Here is a 26,084-nt window from a genome sequence, read left to right on the forward strand (position 1 = left end):
GGGGGCCTTTCTCGGTTACGGCGGTGGAGGGAGAAGCGGGGTCGGGGGCCGGAGGACGGTGGCCGCCCTCGGGGGACGCGGTCGGTGCGGGAGGTCGTGCGGCTGCGGTTGTGCGGTGTCAGAGATGGCGGCGGCGCGCGGCGGCGTGCCGGTCGTACTCCTTGCGGGCCTCGACCGCCGCCGGACGCGTCGCCGTCTCGGCCACAGGGACATCCCACCAGGCTTGGGCGTCGGGCGCGCCCGGCACAGTGTCGGCCGTTGCGGTCTCGACATAGACACATGTGGGGCGCTCGTCGGCGCGGGCCGCGGCGAGCGCGGCGCGCAGTTCGCCGACGGTGGCGGCGCGGATGACGTGCATGCCCAGGGACGCGGCGTTGGCGGCGAGGTCCACGGGCAGCGGGTCGCCGGTGTACGTGCCGTCGGCGGCGCGGTGGCGGTAGGCCGTGCCGAAGCGTTCGGCGCCGGTCTGCTCGGAGAGGCCGCCGATGGACGCGTAGCCGTGGTTCTGGAGCAGCACGATGTTGATGTTGATGCCTTCCTGGACCGCGGTGACGATCTCGGTGGGCATCATCAGGTACGTGCCGTCACCGACCAGGGCCCATACGGGACGGTCGCGCGCGGCGAGCCGGACGCCGATGGCGGCGGGGATCTCGTAACCCATGCAGGAGTAGCCGTACTCCAGGTGGTACTGGCGGCGCGACCGGGCCCGCCACAGTTTGTGCAGGTCGCCGGGGAGCGAGCCGGCGGCGTTGATGACCACGTCCTGCTCGCCGACGGTGGCGTCCAGCGCGCCGAGGACCTGGGTCTGGGAGGGGCGTACGGAGTCGTCGGGCGCGGCGTAGGCGGCGTCGACGAGGGCTTCCCAGCGGGCCTTGGCGGCGCCGTACTCCTCCTCGTAAGCCGGTGCGACGCGGTGTCCGGACAGGGCCTCGGTAAGCGCTTGCAGTCCGGCGCGGGCGTCGGCGACCAGGGAGGTCGCGGCGAGCTTGTGGGCGTCGAAGGAGGCGATGTTCAGGTTGACGAAGCGGACGCCGGGCGAGGCGAAGAGGGTGGCGGAGGCGGTGGTGAAGTCCGTGTAGCGGGTGCCGACGCCCAGGACGAGGTCGGCGCGGCGGGCCAGCGCGTCGGCCGTGGCCGTGCCGGTGTGGCCGATGCCGCCCACGTCGGCGGGGTGGTCGTGGCGCAGCGAGCCCTTGCCGGCCTGGGTGGAGGCGACGGGGATGCCGGTGGCGTCGGCGAGGGCGCAGAGCGCGTCCTCGGCCGCGCTGTGGTGGACGCCGCCGCCCGCGATGATCAGCGGCCGCTCGGCGGCCCGGACCGCCCGTACGGCCTCCGCCAGCGCGGCGGCGTCGGGCGCGGGGCGGGGCACCCGCCACACACGGTCGGCGAAGAACTCCTCGGGCCAGTCGTACGCCTCGGCCTGTACGTCCTGCGGCAGTGCGAGCGTGACGGCGCCGGTCTCCACGGGGTCGGCGAGCACCCGCATGGCCTGGAGGGCGGCCGGGATCAGGGCTTCGGGGCGGGTGATCCGGTCGAAGTAGCGGGAGACCGGGCGCAGGGCGTCGTTGACCGACACATCGCCCGCGTACGGGACTTCGAGCTGCTGGAGCACGGGGTCGGCGGGCCGGGTGGCGAAGGTGTCACCGGGCAGCAGCAGCACCGGGAGGCGGTTGACCGTGGCCAGGGCCGCGCCGGTGACGAGGTTGGTGGCGCCGGGGCCGATGGAGGTCGTGACGGCGTGCGCGGACAGGCGGTCGCACTGCCGGGCGTAGCCGACCGCGGCGTGCACCATGGCCTGCTCGTTGCGGCCCTGGAGGTAGGGCATCGTGTCCGGGCCGGACTCCAGGAGGGCCTGGCCGATGCCGGCCACGTTGCCGTGCCCGAAGATGCCCCAGCAGGCGTTGATCAGGCGGTGCCGGGCGGGCGCGCCGGCCTGCCCGCCGGAGGCCGCGGCGCCGTCCCGCTCCGTGTACTGGTGGGCCAGGAACTCGACCAGGGCCTGCGCCACCGTAAGGCGTCGAGTGGTCATCGTGGGTCTCCCGCGGGGGCGTCAGGGGCTTCGGGGGCTTGGTACAGGGGCAGACGGGGGTCCACGGGCCGCTCGGGCCAGGTGCCGCGGATCCAGCCGTGGTCGGGGTGGTCGCAGATCAGCCAGGCACGCTCCTCGCCCGGCCCCGCCATCACGTTGAGGTAGTACATGTCGTGTCCCGGGGCGGCGATGGACGGGCCGTGCCAGCCGTCGGGGATCAGGACGGCGTCGCCGCTGCGGACCTCGGCGAGCACGTCCGTACCGCGCCCGTTTCCGGAGGGGGTGACGCGCTGGTAGCCGAGTCCTTCGGTGCCGTGGGCGGGGGCGATCTCGAAGTAGTAGATCTCTTCCAGTTCGCTCTCCTCGCCCGGCCGGCACTCGTCGTGTTTGTGGGGCGGGTAGGAGGACCAGTTGCCGCCGGGGGTGAGCACCTCGACGGCGATGAGCTTGTCGCACTCGAAGACGCCGGCCGCGCCGAAGTTGTTGACCTGGCGCGAGCAGGCGCCCGTACCGCGCAGTTCCACGGGCACGCCGCTCGCGGGGCCGTAGCGGGCGGGCAGCCGGCGCGTGCAGCGGGCGCCGGTCAGCGCGAACCGGCCGCCGGCCGCGCTGCCGATCTCCACCTCGGCGTCTCTCGGTACGTACGCGAAGTCCGTGACCCCGCTGAACACGTCCTTGCGCCCGGCCAGTTCGAAGGGCGCGCCGCCGTCGGCCGTGACCGTACAACCGCCGTTCAGGGGCAGCACGATCCACTCGCTGTCGCCGGTGGTGAACGTGTGGCTCCCGCCGGGCGGCAGCCGCAGCACGCGCAGGGAGGAATATCCCCAGCCCGCCGTCTCCGGTGTGATGACCGACTCGTACGGGCCGTCGGCCGCTTGGCCGGCCCTGAGGTGGAAACCGGTGGTGTTCCGCAGTTCGCTCGTCATGCCTGCAAGTCTCCTCCTGACCACTGACAGTTACCGCGCCTACCGCTGGAGCAGCGAAACGGCGGTGTCCACGGCCGCCGTCACGTCCCCGTCGGCCGGATAGAGCAGCGACCGGCCCGCCACCAGTCCCTGCACGGTCGGCAGCCGCAGCGCCTTGCGCCACTTCTCGTACGCCGCTTCCTGGTCCGCGGCGGTGCCCTTGATGTCGCCCCCGAGCAGCACGGTCGGCAGCGTCGAGGTCTCACAGACCTGCGCCATGGCGTCGGGGTCGTCGGTCACCGGCAGTTTCAGCCAGGTGTACGCGGAGGTGCCGCCCAGTCCGGAGGCGATGGCGACGGACTTGGTGACGGCCTCCGCGCTCAGGTCGTTGACGACCTTGCCGTCCACCCGGCGCGAGAGGAACGGTTCCACGAAGACGGGCAGCTCCCGTTCCGCCATGGCGTCGATCGCGCGCGCCGTGGACTCCAGGGTGGCCAGCGAACCGGGGTCCTCGTAGTCGATACGGAGCAGCAGCTTGCCGGCGTCGAAGCGCAGCCGGGCGATGTCCTGCGGGCGGTGACCGGTGAACCGGTCGTCCATCTCGAAGGCGGCGCCGGCGATGCCGCCCCGGTTCATGGAGCCCATGACGACCTTGTCCTCCAGGGCGCCGAGCAGGAGCAGGTCCTCCAGGATGTCCGCGGTGGCGAGCACGCCGTCCACCCCGGGGCGCGACAGCGCCAGGCACAGCCGTTCCAGCAGGTCGACGCGGTTGGCCATGGCCAGCTTGCGGTCGCCGACGGCGAGCGCGCCGCGCGCCGGGTGGTCGGCCGCGATGATCATCAGCCGGCCGCTGTCGCCGATCAGGGGGCGGCGGGTACGGCGCGCCGCGGCCTCCGCGACCGCTTTCGGGTGCCGGGCCCGCAGCGTCACGATGTCGGAGATCCGAGTGGTCAAGGCGGTTCTCACCTTCTGGTGGGACGGGTTCGTACGGGTGGCCGCCGGGCGGGGCACACCCGGTCGGGCACTCGGCGGGGCGGACGTCCGGTGACACCGGGAGAGGGCGGCCGTACGGACCGCGGGCGGCCCCGGCGCTCAGCGCGCGGCGAGGAACTCCTCGACCTCGTCGCGCGTCGGCATGGCGGACGAGCAGGCCAGCCGGGACGCGACGATCGCGCCGGCGGCGTTGGCGTACCGCATCATCGGCTCCAGCTCCCAGCCGGACAGCAGCCCGTGGCAGAGCGCGCCGCCGAAGGCGTCCCCGGCGCCCAGGCCGTTGACGACCTCGACGGGGGTGGGCGGCACTTCGGCGGTGCGGCCGTCGCGGTGCACGGCGAGGACGCCTTTGGGGCCCTGCTTGATGACGGCCAGTTCGACGCCCATGTCCAGCAGGGCCTGTGCGCACCGCTTCGGTTCGCGGACTCCGGTGGCGACCTCGGCTTCGTCGACGTTGCCGACGGCGACGGTGGCGTGCGCGAGCGCTGCCTCGTAGTACGGGCGGGCCGTGGCCATCGCCGCGGCCCCGGTGGCGCCGCCGTCGCCGGACGCGCCGCCCTCACCGCCCCAGAACATCGGCCGCCAGTCCAGGTCGAAGACGGTGGGCCCCGACTTGGCACGGGCCCGGAGCGCGTCGAGGGTGGCGCCGCGGCTGGGCTCCTCGCACAGGCCGGTCCCGGTCATCCAGAAGATACGGGCGGCCCGTACGGCGTCGTGGTCCACCTCGCCGGGGTGGATGACCAGGTCGGGGGCCTTGGGACGGCGGTAGAAGTACAGCGGGAAGTCGTCCGGCGGAAAGATCTCGCAGAAGGTGACGGGCGTCGGGTACTCCGCCACGGGCGTCACCCAGCGGTCGTCCACCCCGAAGTCGCGCAGCGCGTCGTGGACGTAGTCGCCGAACGGGTCGCGGCCGGTGCGGCTGATGACCGCGGTACGCCGCCCCAGCCGGGCGGCGGCGACCGCGACGTTGGTGGCCGAGCCGCCGAGGAACTTCCCGAACGTCTCGACCCGGGACAGCGGAACGCCGGTCTGCAACGGGTAGATGTCCACGCCGATGCGGCCGAGGGTGATCAGGTCGTACGGGCCGGACTGCCGGGCCGGGCCGTTCCCGCCCGTGCGTCCGGTCTCTCCGGTCTGCCGCGGCTCGCTCATGTGCGCCCCTTCGGTTCGTCGCTGACCACAGGTCTAACCGGGTTCCCGAGACACTGTCAACACTTTGTCCTTACATTCTGACGTTGGAAGCATCTCGGCCGCACCGCCCTCCCCTCGCCCCTCCGGAGGCGCCGCTGCACCGTACTCGCGAGTTACAAAGTCCTTAAGTCCTTATGTCAGGACGAAGTCTTGACACTCTCCTGACCGGGATGGAGGCTGTGCCCCACAACCCAGCCCCGCGCCTTCCCGGTCACCGTCGACCGGCGAGAGGAGAGCCGCAGCATGTCCGTTCCCCATGCCGTCCCGCGCGTTCTCGACCGCCTGCGCATCGGTTCGGCCCCCGACTCCTGGGGAGTCTGGTTCCCCGACGACGACCAGCAGGTCCCGTGGCAGCGCTTCCTGGACGAGGTCGCCGAGGCCCAGTACGAATGGATCGAACTCGGCCCGTACGGCTACCTGCCCACCGACCCGGCCGTCCTCCACGCCGAGCTCGGCCGGCGCAACCTGAAGGTGTCGGCCGGCACGATCTTCACCTCGCTGCACCACGGCCCGGACGTATGGGACAAGACCTGGGCGCACGTCAGCGAGGTCGCCACCCTCACCCGGGCGATGGACGCGAAGCACCTCGTGGTCATCCCCTCCTTCTGGCGCGACGACAAGACCGCCGAGGAACTGGAGCCGCGCGAGCTGACCACCGAGCAGTGGCGCCACCTGAACAGCGGCATGGAGCGGCTGGGCAAGCAGGTGCGCGAGGAGTTCGGCCTCGACATCGTCGTGCACCCGCACGCCGACACCCACATTGACACCGAGGAACACGTCGAGCGCTTCCTCGACGGGACCGACTCCTCCCTGGTCAACCTGTGTCTGGACACCGGGCACTACGCATACTGCGGCGGCGACAACGTCAAGCTCATCAAGACCTACGGCGAGCGGATCGGCTACCTGCACCTCAAACAGGTCGACCCGGACATCCTCGCCGACGTCGTCGCGAAGGGCACCCCCTTCGGGCCGGCGGTCCGGCAGGGCGTGATGTGCGAGCCGCCGCTGGGCGTGCCCGCGCTGCCGCCCGTCCTGGAGGCCGCACAGGACCTGAACGTGGACCTCTTCGCCATCGTCGAACAGGACATGTACCCCTGCCCCGCCGACCAGCCCCTGCCCATCGCCCAGCGCACCCGCCGCTTCCTGCGCTCCTGCGGCGCCTGAGAACCTCCGTACGGAGCTAGGAGTTTTCCCGACATGAGCCAGTACGCAACGCTCGGCGTGGCGGTCATCGGCACCGGCCGCATGGGTGCCGACCACGTGCGCCGCCTCAACGACGTCATCAGCGGCGCGCGGGTGGCGGCGGTCGTCGACATCGACGCGGACCGGGTCAAGCGCATCGCCGACGGCATCGAGGGCTGCACACCGTACACCGACCCGGCCGCCGCCATGGCGGATCCGAGTGTCGACGCCGTACTGATCGCCTCACCGGGTGCCGCCCACGAGGACGCCCTCCTCGCCGCGTTCGCACGCGGCCTGCCGGTGCTGTGCGAGAAGCCGCTCACCCCGGACCCGGCCTCCGCGCTGCGCGTCCTGGAGGCCGAACTGCGGCTGGGACGCCGGCGGGTGCAGGTCGGTTTCATGCGCCGGTACGACGCCGACTACCTCAAGCTCAAGGCGCTGCTCGACCAGGGTGCCTACGGCCGCCCCCTGATGCTGCACAACAAGCACCGCAACGCCAGCACACCGCCCGGCTTCACCAACGCCATGATGATCCACGACTCGGTCGTCCACGAGATCGACGTGACGCGCTGGCTGCTCGACGAGGAGATCACGGCCGTACGCGTCCTGCGCCCGGCCCCCACCGGCAACGCGCCCGAGGGCCTGAGCGACCCGCAGCTCATCCTCTTCGAGACCGCGGCCGGGCAGATCGTGGACACCGAACTGTTCGTCAACTGCGGCTTCGGCTACCAGGTCGTCTGCGAGGCGGTCTGTGAAGGCGGCACCGCCCGGATCGGCGACGATCACGGCGTGTTCGTCAACGCGGCCGGCAAGTGGGGCGGCTCGATCACCCCGGGCTTCGTGGAGCGCTTCGAGGAGGCGTACGACCGGCAGGTACAGCGCTGGGTGGACGCCACACGACGCGGCGAGGTCGAGGGACCGAGCTGCTGGGACGGCTACGCGGCCGCCGCGGTGTGCGAGGCGGGCGTACGGGCCCAGACCACCGGTGAACGCGTCGAGGTCGAGCTGATCGAACGGCCTGCACTTTACCGGTGAACCAGTGAACCAGTGAACCGGTGGCGGGCCGGGGCTGCTGCTTCGGCCGCATTGGGTCCATCGCTGGGGCCATCGCCGGCCCCATAGCCAGGTCGGCCGCCGAGTCCATGGTCACGGCTGGTGCTGTGCGTGCGTTACGGACGGTGCCGTGCGTGCGATACGGACGGTGAGCCGGTTCTCGCTGCGGTCTGCGTGTCGGCTCAGGCTGCGGTTGGCCGGTTGGCCGGTTGGCCGGTTGGCCGGTTGGCCGGTTGGCTCACGTTACGGCCGGTGTGCCGTCCCTGAGGTGCGGCTCCGGTGCGTCTCTTCCGTACGGCTCTGGTGCAGCCCTCCCGTACGGCCGGCGCCCCGGCCTGCCCTCCGGCCGGAGATGGGCCGGAGACGCGGCCGGCCTTCCGATCCCGGTCGCCGCCCGTGCCCCGTACCGGGCCGCGGCCCGCGTCATCACTCGAAAGGTCCCCCTCTCGTGAAGATCGCTCTCGACCCCTACATGTTCCGCCACGTTCCGCTGCTCGAACTCCCCGGCCTGGTGGCCGAGCTGGGCTACGAGTGGATCGAGCTGTCACCGCGCGACGACGTGAACCCGTTCTTCCTGCACCCGCGCATCGACGACGCCACCGTCCGCGCGTTCCGTCGGGCCCTGTCCGCGGCGGGCGTCGGCATCTCCTCCGTCCTGCCCCTGTACAAGTGGTCAGCCCCGGACGAGGACGAGCGGCAGGCCGCCGTCCGCTACTGGAAGCGCGCCATCCAGATCACCGCCGACCTCGGCGTGAACGCCATGAACTCGGAGTTCAACGGCCGCCCGGAGCGGGCGGACCGCAGCGAGGGCCAGCTCTGGCGGTCGTTGGAGGAGCTGCTGCCGATTTTCGAGCGCGAGGGCATCACGCTCGCGCTCGAACCGCACCCGGATGACTTCATCGAGGACGGGCACGCCGCCGTCGACATGATCCGCGGCATCAACTCCCCGCTGGTGTCCTTCCTCTACTGCGCGCCGCACACCTTCCACCAGGGCAACGACGCCCCGGGCATCCTCAGGCGCGCCGGCGGGCTGACCACCGCGGTCCACCTCGCCGACACCTTCGACCACACCGCGTCCTCCGGTCTGCGCTACATCGTCAACCCGCCCGGCTCGGCCGTCCGCGTCCACCAGCACCTGGACATCGGCCAGGGCGAGGTGGACTTCGACGAACTCTTCCGCGAACTGGCCGCCAACGGCTTCGACGGCACTCTCGTCTCCTCCGTGTTCGCCTGGGAGGAGCGCGCGAAGCAGTCGGCACGCTTCATGCGCGAGCAGATCGACGCGTACGTCACGAAGAACTGGAGCCGATGACGATGGCCGCACCCAGCAGACCGGCGACTTCTGCGGACGGAGCGGGCGAGACGGGCGGGCACGGCACCGCGCATTCCGCCGCCGAAGGGAACGCAAATGTCCGTACATCTGCGTCGGCCCGCGCCTCTTCCGCGGAACTTTCCGCTCCCTCTCCGTCCGCCACCGACCGGAACACCAAGCGCTTCATCCTCGCCATCGCCGCCATCGCCGCCCTCGGCGGCGCCCTCTTCGGCTACGACACCGGGGTGGTCTCCGGCGCGCTCCCCTACATGGAGCGGCACTTCGGCCTCACCTCGATCGGCGAGGGCGTCATCACCAGCGCCCTGCTGATCGGCGCCGCCTTCGGCTCGCTGGTCGGCGGGCGGATGTCGGACAAGCTGGGCCGGCGCAACTCCCTGCTGTGGGCGGGCGCGGTGTTCATCGGCGGTGCCCTCGCCGTGGCGCTCGCGCCCACCGTTCCCTTCATGGTCGTGGCGCGCTTCACCCTCGGCCTGGCCGTGGGCAGTGCCTCGGTGATCACGCCGTTGTACCTCTCGGAGATAGCGCCGCCGCACATCCGCGGACGGCTGGTCTCCTTCAACTCGCTGATGATCGTCAGCGGCCAGTTGCTGGCGTACCTGATCAACGCCGTCCTCGCCCAGTGGGAAGCGTGGCGCTGGATGCTCGGCCTGGCGGCGCTGCCCGCGGTCGCCCTGTTCGTCGGGCTCTTTTTCCTGCCCGACACACCGCGCTGGTACATCAGCAAGGGACGTACGGAACAGGCCGCGCGGGTGCTGCGTCGCACACTGCCCGCCGAGGATGTCGACGGCGAGCTGGGCCGGATCAACCAGGCGCGGGCACTGGAGGCCGAGGCACAGCGCGGCGCCTGGCAGGAGCTGCGTACGCCCTGGGTACGGCGCATCCTGCTCATCGGTGTCGGGCTGGCGATCGTCCAGCAGATCACCGGCGTCAACGCCGTCATCTACTTCGCGCCCAAGATCCTGGGATCCACCGGCCTGGGCACCAACGCCGCGATCACCGCCACCATCGCGGTGGGCGCCATCTCCGTCATCGCCACCGCGATCGGCATGTCACTGATCGACAAGGTCGGACGACGCCCGATGCTGCTCACCGGCCTTTCGGGGATGACCGTTTCACTGGCCTTGCTGGGCGCTTCCTTTCACCTCCCGAAGTCCACCGGCGTCAGCTACCTCGTCCTCGGCCTGATGGTCCTCTACATGGGCTTCATGCAGGCCACGCTGAACACCGGCGTCTGGCTCCTGCTTGCAGAAATGTTTCCGCTGAAGGTGCGCGGTCTGGCCATGGGCGCCGCGGTGTTCGTGATGTGGCTGGTCAACTTCACGGTGGCGCTGGTCTTCCCGGTCCTCCTCGACGCGGCGGGCGCCGGCGTCACGTTCTGGATCTTCGGCCTGATGTGCGTCCTGTCCCTGCTCTTCTGCAAGCGCTACGCCCCGGAGACCAAGGGCATGGCCCTGGAGGACCTGGAACACGAACTGCGGAAGTCGGCCGCAGGGGCGCAAGACTGAGGGACCGAGGAGGGCACAGGCGGCATCGGGGCACCATGCCGATCCGGAGAAAGGAACCTGGAGGAGCGGGACCGAACGGCACCTGTCGCCGGCCCCGGACCGCGGCACCCCACCCAGCCCGTACGCCCCTCTCCGCCTCTCTCGCCCCCTTCACCCGCCTCCCCTCCTGCTTCCTTCCCTCCCCCACCTACTCCTCCTTCCTCATCCTGTGACAGCGATGTCCCAAACGTCACAGCTGTCACCATTACGCGAACCTTCCGTCACAGCCGTTCAACAGCCCCTCGCCCTTGTTCACACAGCGTCGTTCACCGGGCACAGGCTGAGTGATCACCAGACCGCGCGCAGTTCTTCCGTCGGCTCCCCCGCCGTCGCTGCGCGCGGCTGAGGGAGGTGCAAGACCTATGACCGACCGCAGACTCTGGTCGTACAAGGAGATCGCCGCACACATTCGGGTCCAGCCGGACACCGTGCGTTCCTACCGCAAGCACGGACTGCTGCCGCAACCTGACCTGGTGGAAGGCGGAAGACCGTACTGGTTCGCCGACACCATCCGGACCTGGGTCGCCCAGCGCCCCGGGCACGGCGGTCGCCGCGACAAGGACTGACACCGCCTCCTCCCCGGCCCCGCGCAGCCGGTGCGCGGGGCCTCCGCAACCGCCGCCCGGTCTCCTACGCTCGGGGCATGCCACCGATACCGGACGCCCCCGCCGCGCCCCGCCGCATCGCCGTGATCGGCGGTGGTGCCATCGGCGGACTGGTGGCGGCACTCACCCACCGGTCCGGTCACGACGTCACCCTGTGCCTGCGCACCCCACTGAACCGGCTCACCCTCGAAACGGACGGCGAAGTCCTCGACGCCGCCGTACGCTTCACCGCCGATCCGGAGACGGCCGAGCCCACGGACTGGGTCTTCCTGACCACCAAGGCCCAGGACACCGCCGGCGCCTCCGGCTGGCTGCACCGGCTCTGCCACCCCGGAACGGTCGTCGTCGTACTCCAGAACGGCATCGACCACACCGCACGGGTGGCCCCACACGCCCCCGACGGTACGGACATCCTGCCCGCGGTCATCTACGCATCGGTCGAGTGCATTTCCCCTGGTCATGTCCGGCACTACGCGGGCAACGAGATCCACGTTCCCGACGGCCCGCTGGCCGACCGTCTCGCCGGCCTGTTCGCCACCGACCGCCTCAAGGTCGTACCCGCGCCGGACTTCACGACGACCGCCTGGATGAAACTCTTCACCAATCTCGCGGCCAACCCGCTCACCGCCCTCCTCCAGCAGCGCATGGGCATCTTTTCCGATCCCGGCATGGCCGCGCTCACCCGCGACATCCTGCGCGAAGCGGCCACCGTCGCACGGGCCGAGGGCGCGGGCATCCACGAGACCGACATCGACCGCGTCCTGGAAATGTACGGACTGGTCCCGCCGGACGGCGGCTCGTCGATGCTCTACGACCGCCTGGCCGGCCGCCCCCTGGAGCACGAACACATCACCGGTGCGGTCGTCCGCGCCGGAGAACGCCACGGGATTCCCACTCCCCTCAACGGCATGCTCCTCACCCTCCTGCGCGCCGTCGACCGCGAGATCCGCGCCGGCAGGAAGACCGACTCCGCCCGCGTCCCGGAGAAGTAGGGCCCAGCGTCCAACGGAACAACTCGGTCCAGTGCGCTAGCGAATCAGGGCACCACGGGCCCGCCGCACCACTTTTCTCACCCGTCTGAGCACCCGCTCGTCTCCAACCCGCCATCCCAACAGGTATTGACATACAAACGTCCTGACATGCACTCTGCGGCGGAGCCCTGAAGCGTTCCCCCTGCGGCGCCGCGCCCCGGAGCGTTCCGACATCGCCTCCCCGCACGTCGTTGAAACGTTCCGCCGCTTCCTCCCGGCACCTTGGAACGCTCCGACACCCCTGCTCCCACGTCCCCCTCGGCCCCAGACCACAGGAGTTGGCACATGAAGATCGGCCTGATCGGCACCGGACGCATCGGAGCGTTCCACGCCGAGACGCTGAAGTCCGTACCCGGCGTGGACAGCATCGTCGTCGCCGATGCCGACGCCGCCCGCGCCCGCGTCCTCGCGGACACGCTCGGTGTCGAGGCCGCCGAAACCCTTCCGCAGATGTACGCGGGCGGCTTGGACGGCGTCGTCATCACCGCCGCGACCAGTGCGCACGCCGAGCTGATCCACCAGGCACTGGACGCCGAGGTGCCGGTCTTCTGCGAGAAGCCGGTCGCGCTGGACGTCCCTGGCACTGTCGCCGTCGTGGAGCGCGCCGAGGCCGGCTCCGTCCCCGTACAGATCGGCTTCCAGCGGCGCTTCGACCGCGGCTACCGGGCTGCCAGGGAGGCGCTGCGGTCCGGCGACCTCGGCTGGATCCACACCCTCCGCGCCTGCACCAGCGACCAGTCGCCGCCGCCCGCGGTCTACATCCCCACCTCCGGCGGGCTCTTCCGCGATTGCAGCATCCACGACTTCGACATCCTGCGCTGGCTCACCGGCCGCGAAGTGGTCTCCGTGTACGCCCAGGGAGCCAACCGGGGCGAGTCCTTCTTCGCGGACGGCGACGACGTGGACACCTGCGCCGCGCTGCTGCGCTTCGACGACGACACGCTGGCCACCGTCACCGCCACCCGCTACAACGGCGCAGGCCACGACGTGCGCCTGGAGGTCTGCGGATCGAAGGGCGCGCGGATCGTCGGGCTCGACGACCGGGCGCCGCTGCCGAGCGCCGAGCCGCACGTCTCGTGGCAGCAGTCCGCGCCGTACGCGACATTCATGGAACGCTTCCACGACGCGTACGTCACCGAACTGGGTGCCTTCGTCGACGTGGCCGCCGGTCGCGCGGAGAGCCCGTGTACGCCCGCCGAGGCGCTGGAGGCGCTGTACGTCGCCGAAGCGTGCGACCGCTCCCGCCGCACCGGCGAGCCGGTCGAGGTCGCGGACGTACGCGCCGCCGCCGTAGCAGCCGGCACGTGACGGACCCGGGCTTCCTGCAACTCGGCGCGCTGGTGGCAGCCGCCCTGCTCGTCGGCGTCTCCAAGACGGCCGTCAGCGGTGTCGGCGCCATCAGCGTCGCCCTCTTCGCCGCCGTTCTGCCCGCCAAGCAGTCCACGGGCGCGCTGTTGCCGCTGCTCCTCGTCGGCGACGTGCTGGCAGTAAGCACTTACCGTCGGCATGCCGATTGGTCCGCGCTGCTGCGCCTGCTGCCGTCGGTGGCGATGGGTGTCTTGCTGGGCGCCGTGTTCGTGGCCCGCGTCGACGATGCCGTCATGCGTCGCACCATCGGCGTACTGATGCTGACGATCGTTGGGCACCACCTGTGGCAGCGCCGTCGGATACGTACGACGAACGCCGCGCCGGGCGCGCCGGAAGCCGGAGCTTTTGCGAACCGCGGCGCCCTCACGTCCGGCGCTCCTGGCGCATCGGACGCCCCGAGCACCTCCGCACAGCACGGTCGTGCCCTGTTCTTCGGGCTGGTCGCCGGTTTCGCCACGATGGTCGCCAACGCCGGCGGCCCCGCCATGTCGCTCTACCTGCTCTCCGTGGGCTTCTCGATGCTCGGTTTCCTGGGCACGGCCGCGTGGTTCTTCCTGATCGTCAATCTGGTCAAGCTGCCGTTCAGTGTGGGGCTCGGCCTGATCGACGCGGACGCCATGGTGCTGGACGCGGTGCTCGTACTGGCCGTTCCGATCGGCGCGTTCTTCGGGCGGGCCGCCGTCCGCCGTATCGACCAGGCGCTCTTCGAGCGGTTGGTGCTGGCCTCCACCGCGCTGGCCGGCGTCAACCTGCTGCGGTGAGGCGCACGGGCACCCGGGAGCGGGCCAGGCCGCTCACCAGGATTCGGACGCGCCCTCCCGCGGCCCCTCCGGCAGCGGCGCCAGCCCTTCCGCTCCGGCCCGCAACCGCATCGCCACCAACGGGAAAACCAGTACGGAGATCATCGCCGCGCCCACCATGGCCGCCGCCTCGCCCGCGTCGAGTACGCCGCTGTCCTGACCGATCGTGGTGATCGCGACGACCAGGGGCAGCGCCGTCGATCCGTACAGCATCAGCGCGGCACGGTCCTTGCGGCCGAGGTCGCGGGGCGCGAGCAGGACCAGCGGAAGCCCGCGTACGACCAGCAGGAGGGCGAGGAAGAGCGGGAGGAGCAGGAGCGAGCGGCCGTTTTCGAAGAGGGATGAAAGGTCGAATTCAACGCCGGTGACGATGAAGAACACCGGCACCAGGAATCCGAAGCCCATCGCCTCCAGCCTCCCGAGGATCTCCTGGCTGCTGTCCGGCGCGGCCTCGTGCAGCACCAGCCGCATGATGATGCCGGCGGCGAACGCACCGAGCAGGATGTCCAGCCCGAACACCTGCGAAATGCCGAGCATGACGGCCAGCAGCAGGACGAAGAGCCGGATGGCGAACTGGCCGCTGCTGTGCAGGGTGCGCGCGATGATCCGGTAGAACCACATCGGGCTGGGCTTCAGGGCCCAGTAGACGGCTCCGGCGGTCAGCAGCGCGAAGGCGAAGAGCAAGATGGCCGACTCGCCGGGGTTCCGGCCGCTGAGCAGCAGCGCCATCGCGATGATCGGCCCGAACTCGCCGACCGCCCCGGTGGCCATGATCACCGAACCGAAGCGGGTGCCCAGGTCCCCGGAGTCGCGCAGTACGGGCAGGACGGTGCCGAGCGCCGTGCTGGTGAGCGCGGTGCCGACGACGATCGCCTTGGTGACGTCGCCCGAGGCGAAGCCGAAGGCGATGGCCAGGCCGAGCGCGAGCGCGACGATCCAGGCGCAGCCGGCCCGCTTGAGGGTGTCGCCGCGCACCTTGGCGAACTCGATCTCGTAACCGGCGATGAACATCAAGGTGGCCAGTCCGAGGTGGGACAGCACATTGATGGCTTCTCCGGAGTGTGCCCAGCCCAGAACGTCCGGGCCGATCAGAATGCCCAGCACGATCTCGAAGATGACCAGTGGGACGGGCAGCCAGCGGCCGAGGCCGTATGCGAGGAGCGGGGCGGCCACGGCGATCGCCATGATCAATACGAGCGTTGCTGACTGCGACATAAGCCGCTTTTCTACCATAACGGGCAATACATTCCCGCTTCGCCGGCCACCCGGCCCGGCGCACCTTCGATTCCGCCGCTCGGCACATCGCCCCGCACGACCCCGGACTGCGCGACCTCTCCTCATAACGCCCCGTCAGGGCGACCTACAGGCCCGCAACCGCTCGTCGCACAGGAAGCGCACCGGCACCACGAACGGTTCCATACCGCCCCACCTGCGAGAGCACCGCCCCGAGAGCACCTACCGCCGCGTCCGCCGAGGCAACCTGGACCGTACGGGACCGCCGAAGCGCCACGCAAACAGGAGCACCAGCAGGCCACCACCCTCGTTTCCCGCAGCACCCCCTCCACCCCCAGGGTCGGCACCTCAAGACTGACGCGCTGCGGCGCACTCGGCCACGGAGTACGGGCAGCGCCTGGCATCCATACCCCCTAGGGGTATAAAGTTGTGTCGTCGGAAAACACCGGAGACTCCCGGGTACCCGGATGTCCCACGCCATGCGTGCCTGACAGCGAACACTGCGAGCACGGCAACCACACGCACCAAGGAGAGACCCCATGACCGCCGAAGCGACCAACGGCTCCTGCTGCTCCCCCGAAGGCTCGTGCCACTCGGGTGCCGCCGATGTCCAGGTGGGTGACATCACCACCACGTACAAGGTCAGCGGCATGACCTGCGGCCACTGCGAAGGCGCCGTCTCCGCCGAGATCTCGGAGATCCCCGGCGTGAACTCGGTGCAGGCGTCCGCCGCCACCGGCCTGGTGACCGTCGTTTCCAAGGCGCCGCTGGACGAGGCGGCCGTACGCGCGGCGGTCGACGAGGCGGGCTACGAACTCGAAGGTCTGGCGGCCTGAGTCCGATGACCGGTACGACCACGCAGGCGCGGGTCGAGCTCGCCATCGGCGGCATGACCTGCGCCTCGTGCGCGGCGCGCGTGGAGAAGAAGCTGAACCGACTGCCGGGTGTCAGCGCCACCGTCAACTTCGCGACCGAGAAGGCGCGGGTCGAGTACGGCGACGAAGTGTCGGTGGACGACCTGATCGCCACGGTCGAGAAGACGGGCTACACGGCGCAGCGGCCCGCGCCGACCGAGCCCGCGAAGACGGCCCCGACAGGTACCCCCGGCGGCTCCGCCGACCCGGCCGCCGCCGAGGACGGCGCCGGTTCCCACGACCCGGAGCTGGACGGGTTGCGCCAACGCCTGACGGTCTCGGCCGTCCTGGCCGTGCCCGTCGTCCTGCTGTCGATGGTGCCCACCCTCCAGTTCGACAACTGGCAGTGGCTGTGTCTGACCCTGACCGCGCCCGTCGTGGTCTGGGGCGCGTATCCCTTCCACCGGGCGGCTTGGACGAATCTGCGGCACGGTGCCGCCACGATGGACACCCTGGTCTCCCTCGGCACGCTCGCGGCCTTCGGCTGGTCGCTGTGGGCCCTGTTCTTCGGCGACGCGGGCATGCCCGGTATGCGGCACGGCTTCGACTTCACCGCGGCCCGTACGGAAGGCTCCTCCGCCATCTATCTGGAGGCGGCGGCCGGCGTGACGGCGTTTCTGCTGCTGGGTCGCTATCTGGAGGCCCGTTCCAAGCGGAAGGCCGGCGCCGCGTTGCGCGCGCTGATGGAGCTGGGCGCGAAGGACGTGGCGGTGCTGCGGGACGGGCGCGAGGTACGCGTACCCGTGGAACAGTTGGCCGTCGGCGACCGGTTCGTCGTACGCCCAGGCGAGAAGATCGCCACCGACGGCACGGTCGTCGAGGGCACGTCCGCCGTGGACGCTTCGATGCTGACCGGCGAATCGGTGCCGGTCGACGTGGCTCCCGACGACGGTGTGACGGGGGCGACGGTGAACACCAGCGGTCGTCTGGTCGTCGAAGCCGCCCGGGTCGGCGGTGACACGCAGCTGGCGCGGATGGCCGCGCTGGTCGAGGCGGCGCAGAGCGGCAAGGCCGAGGTGCAGCGGCTCGCCGACCGGGTCTCCGCCGTCTTCGTGCCCGTCGTACTGGTGATCGCGGCCGGCACCCTGGCCGGGTGGTTGCTGGCGACCGGCGACGCGACCGCGTCCTTCACGGCCGCCGTCGCCGTCCTGATCATCGCTTGTCCGTGTGCGCTCGGACTCGCGACGCCCACTGCCCTGATGGTCGGTACGGGCCGCGGCGCGCAGCTCGGCATTCTGATCAAGGGGCCCGAGGTCCTGGAGTCCACTCGCCGCATCGACACCGTCGTGCTGGACAAGACCGGCACAGTGACCACCGGCCGAATGAGCCTCTACGAGGCCGTACCGGCGCCGGGTGTCGCAGATGACGAGCTGCTGCGGTTGGCGGGCGCGCTGGAGCACTCGTCCGAGCATCCGATCGCGCGCGCCATCGCGGAAGGGGCTCGCGAGCGCTCGGGCGAGCTGCCGGAGCCGGAGAGCTTCGAGAACGTGGCGGGTCTGGGCGTTCGAGGCGTGGTGGACGGCCGTCAGGTCCTCATCGGGCGCGAGCGGCTGCTGCGCCAGGATTCCGGGGGCACGTCGGCGTCCGAGGCTGCTCTTCCGGAGTCGCTGGCCGCCGCCAGGGACTCCGCCGAGGCGGCCGGGCGGACAGCCGTACTCGTCGCCTGGGACGGGCAGCCACGCGGCTTGCTGTCGGTTGCCGACACCGTCAAGGACAGCAGCGCCGAGGCGGTCCGCCGGCTGCGTGCGCTCGGCCTGTCTCCGGTGCTGCTGACCGGGGACAACAAGGCGGCGGCCGAGGCGGTGGCGGCGGAGGTCGGCATCGACGAGGTGATCGCGGAGGTGCTGCCGGAGGACAAGGTCGCGGCCGTCGAGCGGCTGCGGGCCGAGGGCCGCAGCGTGGCGATGGTCGGCGACGGCGTCAACGACGCCGCCGCTCTGGCCGCCGCCGACCTGGGATTGGCGATGGGGACCGGTACGGACGCCGCCATCGAGGCGGGGGACCTCACCCTCGTACGCGGCGATCTGCGAGTCGCGGCCGACGCCATCCGGCTCGCCCGCCGGACGCTCGCCACGATCAAGGGAAATCTCTTCTGGGCCTTCGGCTACAACGTCGCGGCGGTGCCGCTGGCGGCGGCCGGGCTGCTCAATCCGATGATCGCGGGGGCGGCGATGGCCTTCTCCTCGGTCTTCGTGGTGAGCAACAGCCTCAGGTTGCGGCGCTTCCGGTGACGTCTGACACAACACCCATACGGAAGGGCCTTGATCTCCAGATCGAGGCCCTTGACCGTATTCGCCCCCTTATGGCAAGAGACCCAGATCACAGCGATTGGAACGTAACCATTGCGGGGGGTCGCGAGTCTAACCGGACGGTGCAGGCACCTCGGCGGGGCTTGCACCGCAACGGCCAGGCTGGTCTTGGGGGACTTCGCCCGGCAACGCGTGGCCGGGGCGACGTGCCCGGGGAGCTTTGAGCGGCCCTCCCGTACGTGCGCGTCCCGGCAGATCGCGGTACCGCCGTGAAGCGCCCGGACGGATCCCGTGGGGGGAATCCGACCCGGGGAACAAGGGAAGCGCCCCGCGCTCCGGACCCGTGGGGGGATCTGGAGGCGGGGCGCTTTCTGCTGGACGGACCGGCTCGGGCCGCCGCGCGGGCGGCCGGCCGGTCGGCAGCTGTCCCGAATGCCGGGAGCGCCTCAGCGCTCCTCGACCGGAACGAAGTCGCGCTCGACGATTCCGGTGTAGATCTGGCGCGGGCGGCCGATGCGGGAACCCGGCTCCTTGATCATCTCGTGCCACTGGGCGATCCAGCCGGGCAGCCGGCCGAGCGCGAAGAGCACGGTGAACATCTCGGTCGGGAATCCCATGGCCCGGTAGATCAGACCGGTGTAGAAGTCCACGTTCGGGTAGAGCTTGCGCGAGACGAAGTAATCGTCGGACAGCGCGTGCTCCTCCAGCTTGAGCGCGATGTCCAGCAGCTCGTCGGACTTGCCGAGCGCCGAGAGGACGTCGTGCGCCGCCGCCTTGATGATCTTCGCCCGGGGGTCGAAGTTCTTGTAGACGCGGTGCCCGAAGCCCATGAGCTTCACGCCGTCTTCCTTGTTCTTCACCTTGCGGATGAAGGCGTCGACGTCACCGCCGTCGCGCTGGATGCCTTCCAGCATCTCCAGCACGGACTGGTTGGCACCGCCGTGCAGCGGGCCCCACAGCGCGTTGATGCCGGCCGAGATCGAGGCGAACAGGTTCGCCTGCGAGGAGCCGACCAGGCGCACGGTGGAGGTCGAGCAGTTCTGCTCGTGGTCCGCGTGCAGGATCAGCAGCTTGTCCAGCGCGCTGACGACGACCGGGTCGAGGTCGTACTCGGCGGCCGGCACCGAGAAGGTCATGCGCAGGAAGTTCTCGACGTAGCCGAGGTCGTTGCGCGGGTAGACCACCGGGTGGCCGACCGACTTCTTGTACGCGTACGCCGCGATCGTCGGCAGCTTGGCGAGCAGCCGGATCGTCGAGATGTGGCGCTGCCGCTCGTCGAACGGGTTGTGGCTGTCCTGGTAGAACGTCGACAGCGCGCTGACCACGGAGGACAGCATCGCCATCGGGTGGGCGTCCCGCGGGAAGCCGTCGAAGAACCGCTTGACGTCTTCGTGGAGCAGGGTGTGGTAGGTGATGTCCTGCTTGAAGTTCGCCAGCTGGTCCACGGTGGGCAGCTCACCGTTGATCAGCAGGTAAGCGGTCTCGACGAACGTGCTGCGCTCTGCGAGCTGCTCGATCGGGTAGCCGCGGTACCGAAGGACCCCGTTCTCACCGTCCAGATAGGTGATCGCGGATTTGTACGCGGCAGTGTTGCCATAACCGGAATCCAGGGTCACCAGACCGGTCTGGGCGCGCAGCTTCGAGATGTCGAAGCCCTTGTCGCCGACGCTGCTGTCGACGACCGGGTAGCTGTATTCGCCGTCCCCGTAACGCAGTACTACAGAGTTGTCGCTCACGTCATCCCTCACCGACGTTGTGCCTCTTCTTCGAGGTGCCCTGACTGCCTATACCTTCCCCCATTTGGACCTTGGCTGTGCACTCGGGGTCGGCCATAGGGCCTCCGGGCGGCACTCAGTGCCGCTTCAGCTGCCCATCCTGCTCCCCTTCGCCCCGTTTGGGGAAGAGGCGACCACGCACTGCGCCGACGAGTCGATGCCGTAGTGCGGTCCACCTCCGTCCGGCCGACACGGTGCGTACAGCCTGCCCCAGGGCCTTACGGGAGCCGACCAGCACCACCAGTCGTTTTGCCCGCGTAACACCCGTATAGAGCAGGTTGCGCTGCAACATCATCCAAGCTCCGGTGGTGACCGGAATCACCACCGCCGGATACTCGCTGCCCTGGGAGCGGTGGATGGTCACCGCGTAGGCGTGCGCAAGCTCGTCCAGCTCGTCGAAATCGTAGGAGACCTCCTCGTCCTCGTCCGTCAGCACCGTCAGCCACTGCTCATCCGAATTGATCTTGCTGACGACACCGACGGTGCCGTTGAAGACTCCGTTGCGGCCCTTCTCGTAGTTGTTGCGGATCTGCGTCACCTTGTCGCCCACCCGGAACACCCGGCCACCGACACGCCGCTCCGGCACGTCGGGCCGGGCCGGGGTGAGGGCCTGCTGGAGGAGCCCGTTCAGCGTGCCGGCGCCCGCCGGGCCGCGGTGCATCGGCGTGAGCACCTGGACGTCCCGCCGCGGGTCCAGTCCGAACTTCGCGGGGATACGGCGGGCGACCACGTCGACCGCCGTGCGCCCGGCCTCCTCGGGGTCCTCCTCGGCGAAGAGATAGAAGTCGGTCATCCCCGACGTGATCGGCAGCTGCCCCACATTGATGCGGTGCGCGTTGGTGACCACGCCGGACTGCTGGGCCTGCCGGAAGATCCGGGTCAGCCGTACGGACGGGACGGGGCAGTGCTCGGCGAGCAGATCGCGCAGCACCTCGCCGGCTCCCACCGAGGGAAGCTGGTCCACGTCCCCCACCAGGAGGAGGTGGGCGCCCGGCGGCACCGCCTTGATCAGCTTGTTGGCGAGCAGCAGGTCGAGCATGGACGCCTCGTCGACCACGATCAGGTCGGCATCCAGGGGACGGTCCTTGTCGTACGCGGCGTCGCCGCCCGGTTTCAGCTCCAGCAGCCGGTGCACCGTGGACGCCTCGACGCCGGTCAGCTCCGCTAGCCGCTTGGCGGCCCGGCCCGTGGGGGCCGCGAGGATCACCTTGGCCTTCTTCGCGCGGGCCAGCTCCACGATCGAGCGGACCGTGAAGGACTTGCCGCACCCGGGACCGCCGGTGAGCACCGCCACTTTCTCGGTGAGCGCCAGCCGTACGGCGGCCTCCTGCTCGGGCGCCAAGGCCGCCTTCGTACGCTCGGCGAGCCAGGAAAGCGCTTTGTCCCACTGGACGGTGCGGAACGATGGCATCCGGTCCTCGCGGGTGCCCAGCAGGCGCAGCAGCTGAGCCGCGAGGGAGGTCTCGGCCCGGTGGAAAGGGACCAGGTAGACGGCGGTGACGGGGTCCCCGCCATCCGGCCCGGGCACGCTCTCGCGGACCACGCCCTCGGGATCCACCGCCAGCTCGCCCAGGCAGTCGATGACCAGTCCCGTGTCGACATGCAGCAACTTGACCGAGGCGGCGATCAGCTCCTCCTCCGGGAGGTAGCAGTGCCCTTGGTCGGTGGACTGCGAGAGGGCGTACTGCAGGCCCGCCTTGACCCGTTCCGGGCTGTCCTGCGGGATGCCGATGGCCTGGGCGATGCGGTCGGCGGTCAGGAATCCGATGCCCCAGACGTCGGCGGCCAGGCGGTAGGGCTCGTTCTTGACGACGGAGATCGAGGCATCGCCGTACTTCTTGTAGATGCGCACGGCGATGGAGGTGGAGACGCCCACCCCCTGAAGGAAGATCATGACTTCCTTGATGGCCTTCTGTTCTTCCCAGGCGTCGGCGATCCGCTTCGTGCGCTTCGGGCCGAGTCCGGGCACCTCTACGAGGCGTTTCGGTTCCCGCTCGATGACATCGAGGGTGTCCAGGCCGAAGTGCTCGGTGATGCGGTCGGCCATCACCGGGCCGATGCCCTTGATCAGACCGGAACCGAGGTAGCGCCGTATGCCCTGGATCGTGGCGGGCAGGACGGTGGTGTAGTTCTCGACGGTGAACTGACGCCCGTACTGCGGGTGGGAGCCCCAACGGCCTTCCAGGCGCAGCGACTCCCCCGGCTGTGCGCCCAGCAGCGACCCCACGACAGTGAGGAGGTCACCGGAGCCGCCCGTGTCCACACGCGCGACCGTGTAACCGGTCTCCTCATTGGCGTAGGTGATCCGCTCCAGGACCCCTTCGACCACGGCTGGAATGAACATGAACCGACCGTACCGCCAGCGTCCGACATCGCGTTCGGGCCTGTGGATAACTTGCTTCGGAGCGCGCGCCCGAGGCTTTGCGGTGCGGTCCGACGCAGGCGATCCGCAGCTTCCGGCCCTGGCGCGGCGAACGCCGGACGGCAGCTTCGGCCCCCTTCCCCGCGAACGCTTCGAGGGGCCCGGCCTGGCGCCCGGACCCCTCGATTCCCCCTCCGTTCGGCCCCCTGATCCCCCCTCGGATCCCCCCGGTTCCCTCTCCCCTCGGAGGCCTGACGACAAGTACGACCCGCCCGGCCGGGGAACGGTTGCACGGATCCGGTGAGTTATTTCATCGCTACCTGCTGTGCACGAGATGGGTGATGAAGCGTTCGAGGACTTCGGCCAGGGCCTCGTCGCCCGGCCTCTCCCACAACGACGGGTTGAAAATCTCGACCTCGATCGGCCCTTGGTAACCGGCTTCGTCAACGCGCTCACGGAACCACCGCAGGTCCACCGCGCCGTCGCCGAGCTGCCCCCGCCCGAGCAGGACACCCGCGGGCAACGGAGTGACCCAGTCGGCGAGTTGGAATGCCGCGATGCGTCCGGTGGCCCCCGCGCGTTCGATCTGCGAACCGATCGTGTCGTCCCACCACAGGTGGTACGTGTCCACGACCACGCCCACCCGCTCGGCCGGGAACCGCTCGGCGAGGTCGAGGGCCTGGGCGAGCGTGGAGACGACGCAGCGGTCCGCCGCGTACATGGGGTGCAGCGGTTCGATCGCGAGCCGCACTTCCGCCTCGGCCGCGTACGTGACGAGTTCCGCCAGCGCATCGGCGACGCGCTCCCTAGCTGCGGGCAAGTCGCGGCTGCCAGGCGGGAGCCCGCCGGACACGAGGACGAGGGTGTCGGTGCCGAGCGCGGCTGCCTCCTCGATGGCGGCCCGGTTGTCGGCCAGCGCCTCCGCACGTTCCTTGGGGTCGGAAGCGGTGAAGAATCCGCCGCGGCACAGACTGGTGACGTCCAGCCCCGCGTCCCGTACGAGACGGGCGGCAGCGGATACTCCGTACTCCTGCACCGGGGCGCGCCAGAGACCGACGCCACGTACTCCCGCCCGGGCACATCCATCGGCGAGTTCGGGCAGGGACCATTGCTTGACGGTCTGCTGATTGAGGCTGAAGCGGGCGAACAGGTCGGCGCGCTCCACCGGCCCGGCAAGGGTTTCATCGCTCACGCCACGCCTCCGAGCACGGAGGAAAGTTGTCGCATACGGGCCGCCGCCAGGTCAGGGTCCGGGAACAGGCCGAGGCCGTCGGCCAGTTCGTACGCACGCTTCAGGTGGGGCAGCGAGCGTGCCGACTGGAGGCCGGCCACCATCGTGAAATGCGGCTGGTGACCAGCCAGCCAGGCCAACAGGACGACGCCGGTCTTGTAGTAGCGCGTCGGTGCTCGGAAGAGGTGGCGGGAGAGCGCCACGGTCGGATCCAGCAGTGTGCGGAATCCGGATGTATCGCCGCTGTCCAGCAGTCGTACGGAGTCTGCCGCCAGCGGGGCGAGTGGGTCGAAGATGCCGAGCAGGGCGTCGCTGTGGCCGTGCTCGTCGCCGACGATCAGCTCGGGGTAGTGGAAGTCGTCACCCGTGTAGCAGCGCACACCGTCCGGAAGGCGCCTACGCAGCCGAACCTCGCGGTCGGCGTCCAGAAGTGACACCTTCACGCCGTCCACCTTGCCGGGGTGCTCGGCGATGATCCGCAGGAATGTGTCGGTCGCGGTGTCCAGGTCCGAGCTGCCCCAGTAGCCCGCCAAAGCAGGGTCGAACATCGGGCCGAGCCAGTGCAGGATCACCGGCGCGGCAGCCTGGCGCAGCAGATGTCCGTACATCTCCGCGTAGGTATCCGGGCCTTCGGCAGTCGCGGCGAGGTGTCTGGACGCCATGACGATGGCCTGGGCTCCGGCGCCCTCGACGAGGGACAGCTGTTCCTCGTAAGCCGCTCTGATGTCGGCCAGGCCGGCGGGGGATGCGTCCAGTTGGTCCGTGCCGGCTCCACAGGCGAGGCGACCGCCGACCGCGGCTGCCTCGGCGGCGGACCGGCGGATCAGTTCGGCCGCCGAGGCCCAGTCGAGCCCCATGCCGCGCTGCGCGGTGTCCATGGCCTCGGCCACGCCCAGGCCGTGCGACCACAGGTGGTGGCGGAAGGCGAGGGTGGTGTCCCAGTCGATGGCGGCGGGGCCGTCGGGAGTGGTGTCGGCGAAGGGGTCGGCGACGACGTGGGCAGCGGCGAAGACCGTACGGGAGATGAGGGGGACGGCGTGGATCGGGTGATCGCCGTGTGCCCGAACAGCCCCGGGCTCGGTTCGGTGCTCGGTCATCGCCCCAACTCCGGCACGTCCAGGCGGCGGCCCTCCGCCGACGACTTCAGCCCCAGTTCGGCAAGCTGGACACCGCGTGCGCCCGCCATCAGGTCCCAGCGCCACGGCTCGTCCCGTACGACGTGGCGCAGGAACAGCTCCCACTGTGCTTTGAAGCCGTTGTCGAAGTCCGCGTTGTCCGGGACTTCCTGCCACTGGTCGCGGAAGGGCTCGGTGGCCGGCACGTCCGGGTTCCAGACCGGTTTAGGGGTCGCGGCCCGGTGCTGGGTGCGACATCCACGCAACCCCGCCACGGCGGAGCCTTCCGTACCGTCGACCTGGAATTCGACCAGCTCGTCGCGGTGGACCCGCACCGCCCACGAGGAGTTGATCTGCGCGACGATGCCGCCGTCCAGTTGGAAGATGCCGTACGCAGCGTCGTCCGCGGTGGCCTCGTACGGCTTGCCGTTCTCGTCCCAGCGGCGCGGTACGTGTGTGGTGACCTGCGCCTGGACGGTCCGTACGCGGCCGAAGAGTTCGTGCAGGACGTACTCCCAGTGCGGGAACATGTCGACCGCGATGCCGCCGCCGTCCTCGGCACGGTAGTTCCAGGAGGGGCGCTGCGCCGACTGCCAGTCGCCCTCGAAGACCCAGTAGCCGAACTCGCCCCGCACGGACAGGATGCGGCCGAAGAAGCCGCCCTCGACCAGGCGGCGGAGCTTGAGCAGGCCGGGCAGGAAGAGCTTGTCCTGTACGACGCCGTGTTTGACGCCGGCTTCGTCGGCCAGTCGGGCCAGTTCCAGGGCGCCGTCGAGGCTGGTGGCGGTGGGTTTCTCGCAGTACAGGTGCTTTCCGGCAGCAATCGCTTTCTTCACCGCGTCTTCGCGGGCGGCAGTGACCTGGGCGTCGAAGTAGATGTCGATGCTGTCGTCCGCAAGCACCGCGTCCAGGTCCGTGCTCCAGTGCTCCAAGCCGTGGCGCTCGGCCAGCGCCCGCAGCTTGTGCTCGGTGCGGCCGACGAGGACCGGTTCGGGCCAGACCACCGTGCCGTCGCCGAGGTCCAGGCCGCCCTGTTCCCTCAGCGCGAGGATGGAGCGGACCAGGTGCTGGCGGTGGCCCATGCGCCCGGTCACGCCGTTCATGGCGATGCGTACGGTCTTGCGTGTCACGGCCCGGCCCTTCTGGAGAACTCGGCTCGCGTGGCGGGCGC

At 70.2% G+C, this 26,084-nt stretch carries 20 protein-coding genes; 10 read left to right on the forward strand and 10 right to left on the reverse strand.

All coding sequences use genetic code 11. The features are described 5' to 3' along the window. Positions 1-118 precede the first annotated feature (118 nt). From iolD to iolC, 4 genes are all read right to left on the reverse strand, one after another. The gene (gene iolD / locus ACH4FX_RS09870; RefSeq protein ID WP_398476965.1) at positions 119-2,029 is read right to left on the reverse strand and encodes a 3D-(3,5/4)-trihydroxycyclohexane-1,2-dione acylhydrolase (decyclizing); all 1,911 of its coding nucleotides are present in this window, start codon (positions 2,027-2,029) and stop codon (positions 119-121) included. After that, the gene (gene iolB, locus ACH4FX_RS09875; RefSeq protein WP_398476967.1) at positions 2,026-2,955 is read right to left on the reverse strand and encodes a 5-deoxy-glucuronate isomerase; all 930 of its coding nucleotides are present in this window, start codon (positions 2,953-2,955) and stop codon (positions 2,026-2,028) included. The genes iolD and iolB overlap by 4 nt, the downstream gene beginning before the upstream one ends. Positions 2,956-2,994: 39 nt before the next feature. Further along, positions 2,995-3,888: a deoxyribose-phosphate aldolase gene (locus ACH4FX_RS09880; RefSeq protein WP_398476969.1), complete on the reverse strand. Its 894-nt coding sequence runs from the start codon at positions 3,886-3,888 to the stop codon at positions 2,995-2,997. Positions 3,889-4,026: 138 nt separating this feature from the next. After that, positions 4,027-5,079: a 5-dehydro-2-deoxygluconokinase gene (gene iolC / locus ACH4FX_RS09885; RefSeq protein ID WP_398476971.1), complete on the reverse strand. Its 1,053-nt coding sequence runs from the start codon at positions 5,077-5,079 to the stop codon at positions 4,027-4,029. Between the two features lie 282 nt (positions 5,080-5,361). Here iolC and ACH4FX_RS09890 point away from each other — a divergent pair, with 282 nt between their 5' ends. The 8 genes from ACH4FX_RS09890 to ACH4FX_RS09925 all read left to right on the forward strand — a co-directional run bounded on the left by ACH4FX_RS09890 (position 5,362) and on the right by ACH4FX_RS09925 (position 13,995). Next, positions 5,362-6,282, forward strand: coding sequence for a sugar phosphate isomerase/epimerase family protein (locus ACH4FX_RS09890; protein WP_398476973.1), 921 nt, complete (start codon positions 5,362-5,364; stop codon positions 6,280-6,282). 33 nt (positions 6,283-6,315) lie between these two features. Next, a complete protein-coding gene (locus tag ACH4FX_RS09895) occupies positions 6,316-7,335 on the forward strand; it encodes a Gfo/Idh/MocA family protein (RefSeq protein ID WP_398476975.1) in 1,020 nt (339 codons plus the stop codon). Positions 7,336-7,801: 466 nt separating this feature from the next. Next, positions 7,802-8,665: a sugar phosphate isomerase/epimerase family protein gene (locus ACH4FX_RS09900; RefSeq protein ID WP_398476977.1), complete on the forward strand. Its 864-nt coding sequence runs from the start codon at positions 7,802-7,804 to the stop codon at positions 8,663-8,665. After that, positions 8,662-10,191: a sugar porter family MFS transporter gene (locus tag ACH4FX_RS09905; protein ID WP_398476979.1), complete on the forward strand. Its 1,530-nt coding sequence runs from the start codon at positions 8,662-8,664 to the stop codon at positions 10,189-10,191. Before ACH4FX_RS09900 ends, ACH4FX_RS09905 begins: the two co-directional genes overlap by 4 nt. Before the next feature lie 401 nt (positions 10,192-10,592). Further along, positions 10,593-10,796, forward strand: a complete 204-nt coding sequence (locus ACH4FX_RS09910; protein WP_003980127.1) for an AlpA family transcriptional regulator — start codon at positions 10,593-10,595, stop codon at positions 10,794-10,796. Between the two features lie 77 nt (positions 10,797-10,873). Continuing rightward, positions 10,874-11,827: a 2-dehydropantoate 2-reductase gene (locus ACH4FX_RS09915; RefSeq protein ID WP_398476981.1), complete on the forward strand. Its 954-nt coding sequence runs from the start codon at positions 10,874-10,876 to the stop codon at positions 11,825-11,827. 324 nt (positions 11,828-12,151) lie between these two features. After that, positions 12,152-13,174 (forward strand): Gfo/Idh/MocA family oxidoreductase, encoded by a 1,023-nt coding sequence (locus ACH4FX_RS09920; protein ID WP_398476983.1) that lies wholly within the window; start codon positions 12,152-12,154, stop codon positions 13,172-13,174. Then, positions 13,171-13,995: a sulfite exporter TauE/SafE family protein gene (locus ACH4FX_RS09925; RefSeq protein WP_398476985.1), complete on the forward strand. Its 825-nt coding sequence runs from the start codon at positions 13,171-13,173 to the stop codon at positions 13,993-13,995. Before ACH4FX_RS09920 ends, ACH4FX_RS09925 begins: the two co-directional genes overlap by 4 nt. Positions 13,996-14,028: 33 nt before the next feature. Here the strand turns inward: ACH4FX_RS09925 and ACH4FX_RS09930 are convergent, their stop codons facing one another. Next, entirely contained in the window at positions 14,029-15,249 is a 1,221-nt protein-coding gene (locus ACH4FX_RS09930; protein WP_398476987.1) for a cation:proton antiporter, read from the reverse strand. A gap of 557 nt (positions 15,250-15,806) precedes the next feature. On the opposite strand from ACH4FX_RS09930, the gene ACH4FX_RS09935 reads away from it, so the two are divergent. Continuing rightward, positions 15,807-16,103 carry a heavy-metal-associated domain-containing protein gene (locus ACH4FX_RS09935; RefSeq protein WP_398476989.1) on the forward strand — a complete coding sequence of 99 codons (297 nt, stop codon included), beginning with the start codon at positions 15,807-15,809 and terminating at the stop codon, positions 16,101-16,103. 5 nt (positions 16,104-16,108) lie between these two features. After that, positions 16,109-18,412, forward strand: a complete 2,304-nt coding sequence (locus tag ACH4FX_RS09940) for a heavy metal translocating P-type ATPase (RefSeq protein WP_398476991.1) — start codon at positions 16,109-16,111, stop codon at positions 18,410-18,412. A gap of 464 nt (positions 18,413-18,876) precedes the next feature. On the opposite strand, the gene ACH4FX_RS09945 is transcribed toward ACH4FX_RS09940, so the two are convergent. The 5 genes from ACH4FX_RS09945 to ACH4FX_RS09965 all read right to left on the reverse strand — a co-directional run bounded on the left by ACH4FX_RS09945 (position 18,877) and on the right by ACH4FX_RS09965 (position 26,043). Continuing rightward, entirely contained in the window at positions 18,877-20,166 is a 1,290-nt protein-coding gene (locus tag ACH4FX_RS09945) for a citrate synthase (protein ID WP_398476993.1), read from the reverse strand. Positions 20,167-20,281: 115 nt separating this feature from the next. Next, on the reverse strand, positions 20,282-22,549 hold the full coding sequence (locus ACH4FX_RS09950; protein WP_398476995.1) for an ATP-dependent RecD-like DNA helicase: 2,268 nt from the start codon (positions 22,547-22,549) through the stop codon (positions 20,282-20,284). A 334-nt stretch (positions 22,550-22,883) separates the two neighbouring features. Next, positions 22,884-23,759 carry a sugar phosphate isomerase/epimerase family protein gene (locus ACH4FX_RS09955; RefSeq protein ID WP_398476997.1) on the reverse strand — a complete coding sequence of 292 codons (876 nt, stop codon included), beginning with the start codon at positions 23,757-23,759 and terminating at the stop codon, positions 22,884-22,886. Beyond that, complete coding sequence (locus ACH4FX_RS09960) at positions 23,756-24,895, reverse strand: dihydrodipicolinate synthase family protein (protein WP_398476999.1); 1,140 nt, start codon at positions 24,893-24,895, stop codon at positions 23,756-23,758. Before ACH4FX_RS09960 ends, ACH4FX_RS09955 begins: the two co-directional genes overlap by 4 nt. Next, a complete protein-coding gene (locus ACH4FX_RS09965; protein WP_398477001.1) occupies positions 24,892-26,043 on the reverse strand; it encodes a Gfo/Idh/MocA family protein in 1,152 nt (383 codons plus the stop codon). The genes ACH4FX_RS09960 and ACH4FX_RS09965 overlap by 4 nt, the downstream gene beginning before the upstream one ends. Positions 26,044-26,084: the final 41 nt, after the last annotated feature.

Origin of the sequence: Streptomyces sp. NPDC018019, assembly GCF_044327805.1 — a bacterium.
Classification (GTDB): Bacteria; Actinomycetota; Actinomycetes; order Streptomycetales; family Streptomycetaceae; genus Streptomyces.

What these genes read in the sequence shown, in the direction of transcription:
- ACH4FX_RS09910 (WP_003980127.1), top strand. Translation starts at nt 10,593, where the DNA reads ATGACCGACCGCAGACTCTGGTCGTACAAGGAGATCGCCGCACACATT.
- ACH4FX_RS09935 (WP_398476989.1), top strand. Translation starts at nt 15,807, where the DNA reads ATGACCGCCGAAGCGACCAACGGCTCCTGCTGCTCCCCCGAAGGCTCG.
- iolC (WP_398476971.1), bottom strand. Translation starts at nt 5,079, where the DNA reads ATGAGCGAGCCGCGGCAGACCGGAGAGACCGGACGCACGGGCGGGAAC.
- ACH4FX_RS09940 (WP_398476991.1), top strand. Translation starts at nt 16,109, where the DNA reads ATGACCGGTACGACCACGCAGGCGCGGGTCGAGCTCGCCATCGGCGGC.
- iolD (WP_398476965.1), bottom strand. Translation starts at nt 2,029, where the DNA reads ATGACCACTCGACGCCTTACGGTGGCGCAGGCCCTGGTCGAGTTCCTG.
- iolB (WP_398476967.1), bottom strand. Translation starts at nt 2,955, where the DNA reads ATGACGAGCGAACTGCGGAACACCACCGGTTTCCACCTCAGGGCCGGC.
- ACH4FX_RS09930 (WP_398476987.1), bottom strand. Translation starts at nt 15,249, where the DNA reads ATGTCGCAGTCAGCAACGCTCGTATTGATCATGGCGATCGCCGTGGCC.
- ACH4FX_RS09920 (WP_398476983.1), top strand. Translation starts at nt 12,152, where the DNA reads ATGAAGATCGGCCTGATCGGCACCGGACGCATCGGAGCGTTCCACGCC.
- ACH4FX_RS09890 (WP_398476973.1), top strand. Translation starts at nt 5,362, where the DNA reads ATGTCCGTTCCCCATGCCGTCCCGCGCGTTCTCGACCGCCTGCGCATC.
- ACH4FX_RS09950 (WP_398476995.1), bottom strand. Translation starts at nt 22,549, where the DNA reads ATGTTCATTCCAGCCGTGGTCGAAGGGGTCCTGGAGCGGATCACCTAC.
- ACH4FX_RS09895 (WP_398476975.1), top strand. Translation starts at nt 6,316, where the DNA reads ATGAGCCAGTACGCAACGCTCGGCGTGGCGGTCATCGGCACCGGCCGC.
- ACH4FX_RS09905 (WP_398476979.1), top strand. Translation starts at nt 8,662, where the DNA reads ATGACGATGGCCGCACCCAGCAGACCGGCGACTTCTGCGGACGGAGCG.
- ACH4FX_RS09915 (WP_398476981.1), top strand. Translation starts at nt 10,874, where the DNA reads ATGCCACCGATACCGGACGCCCCCGCCGCGCCCCGCCGCATCGCCGTG.
- ACH4FX_RS09960 (WP_398476999.1), bottom strand. Translation starts at nt 24,895, where the DNA reads ATGACCGAGCACCGAACCGAGCCCGGGGCTGTTCGGGCACACGGCGAT.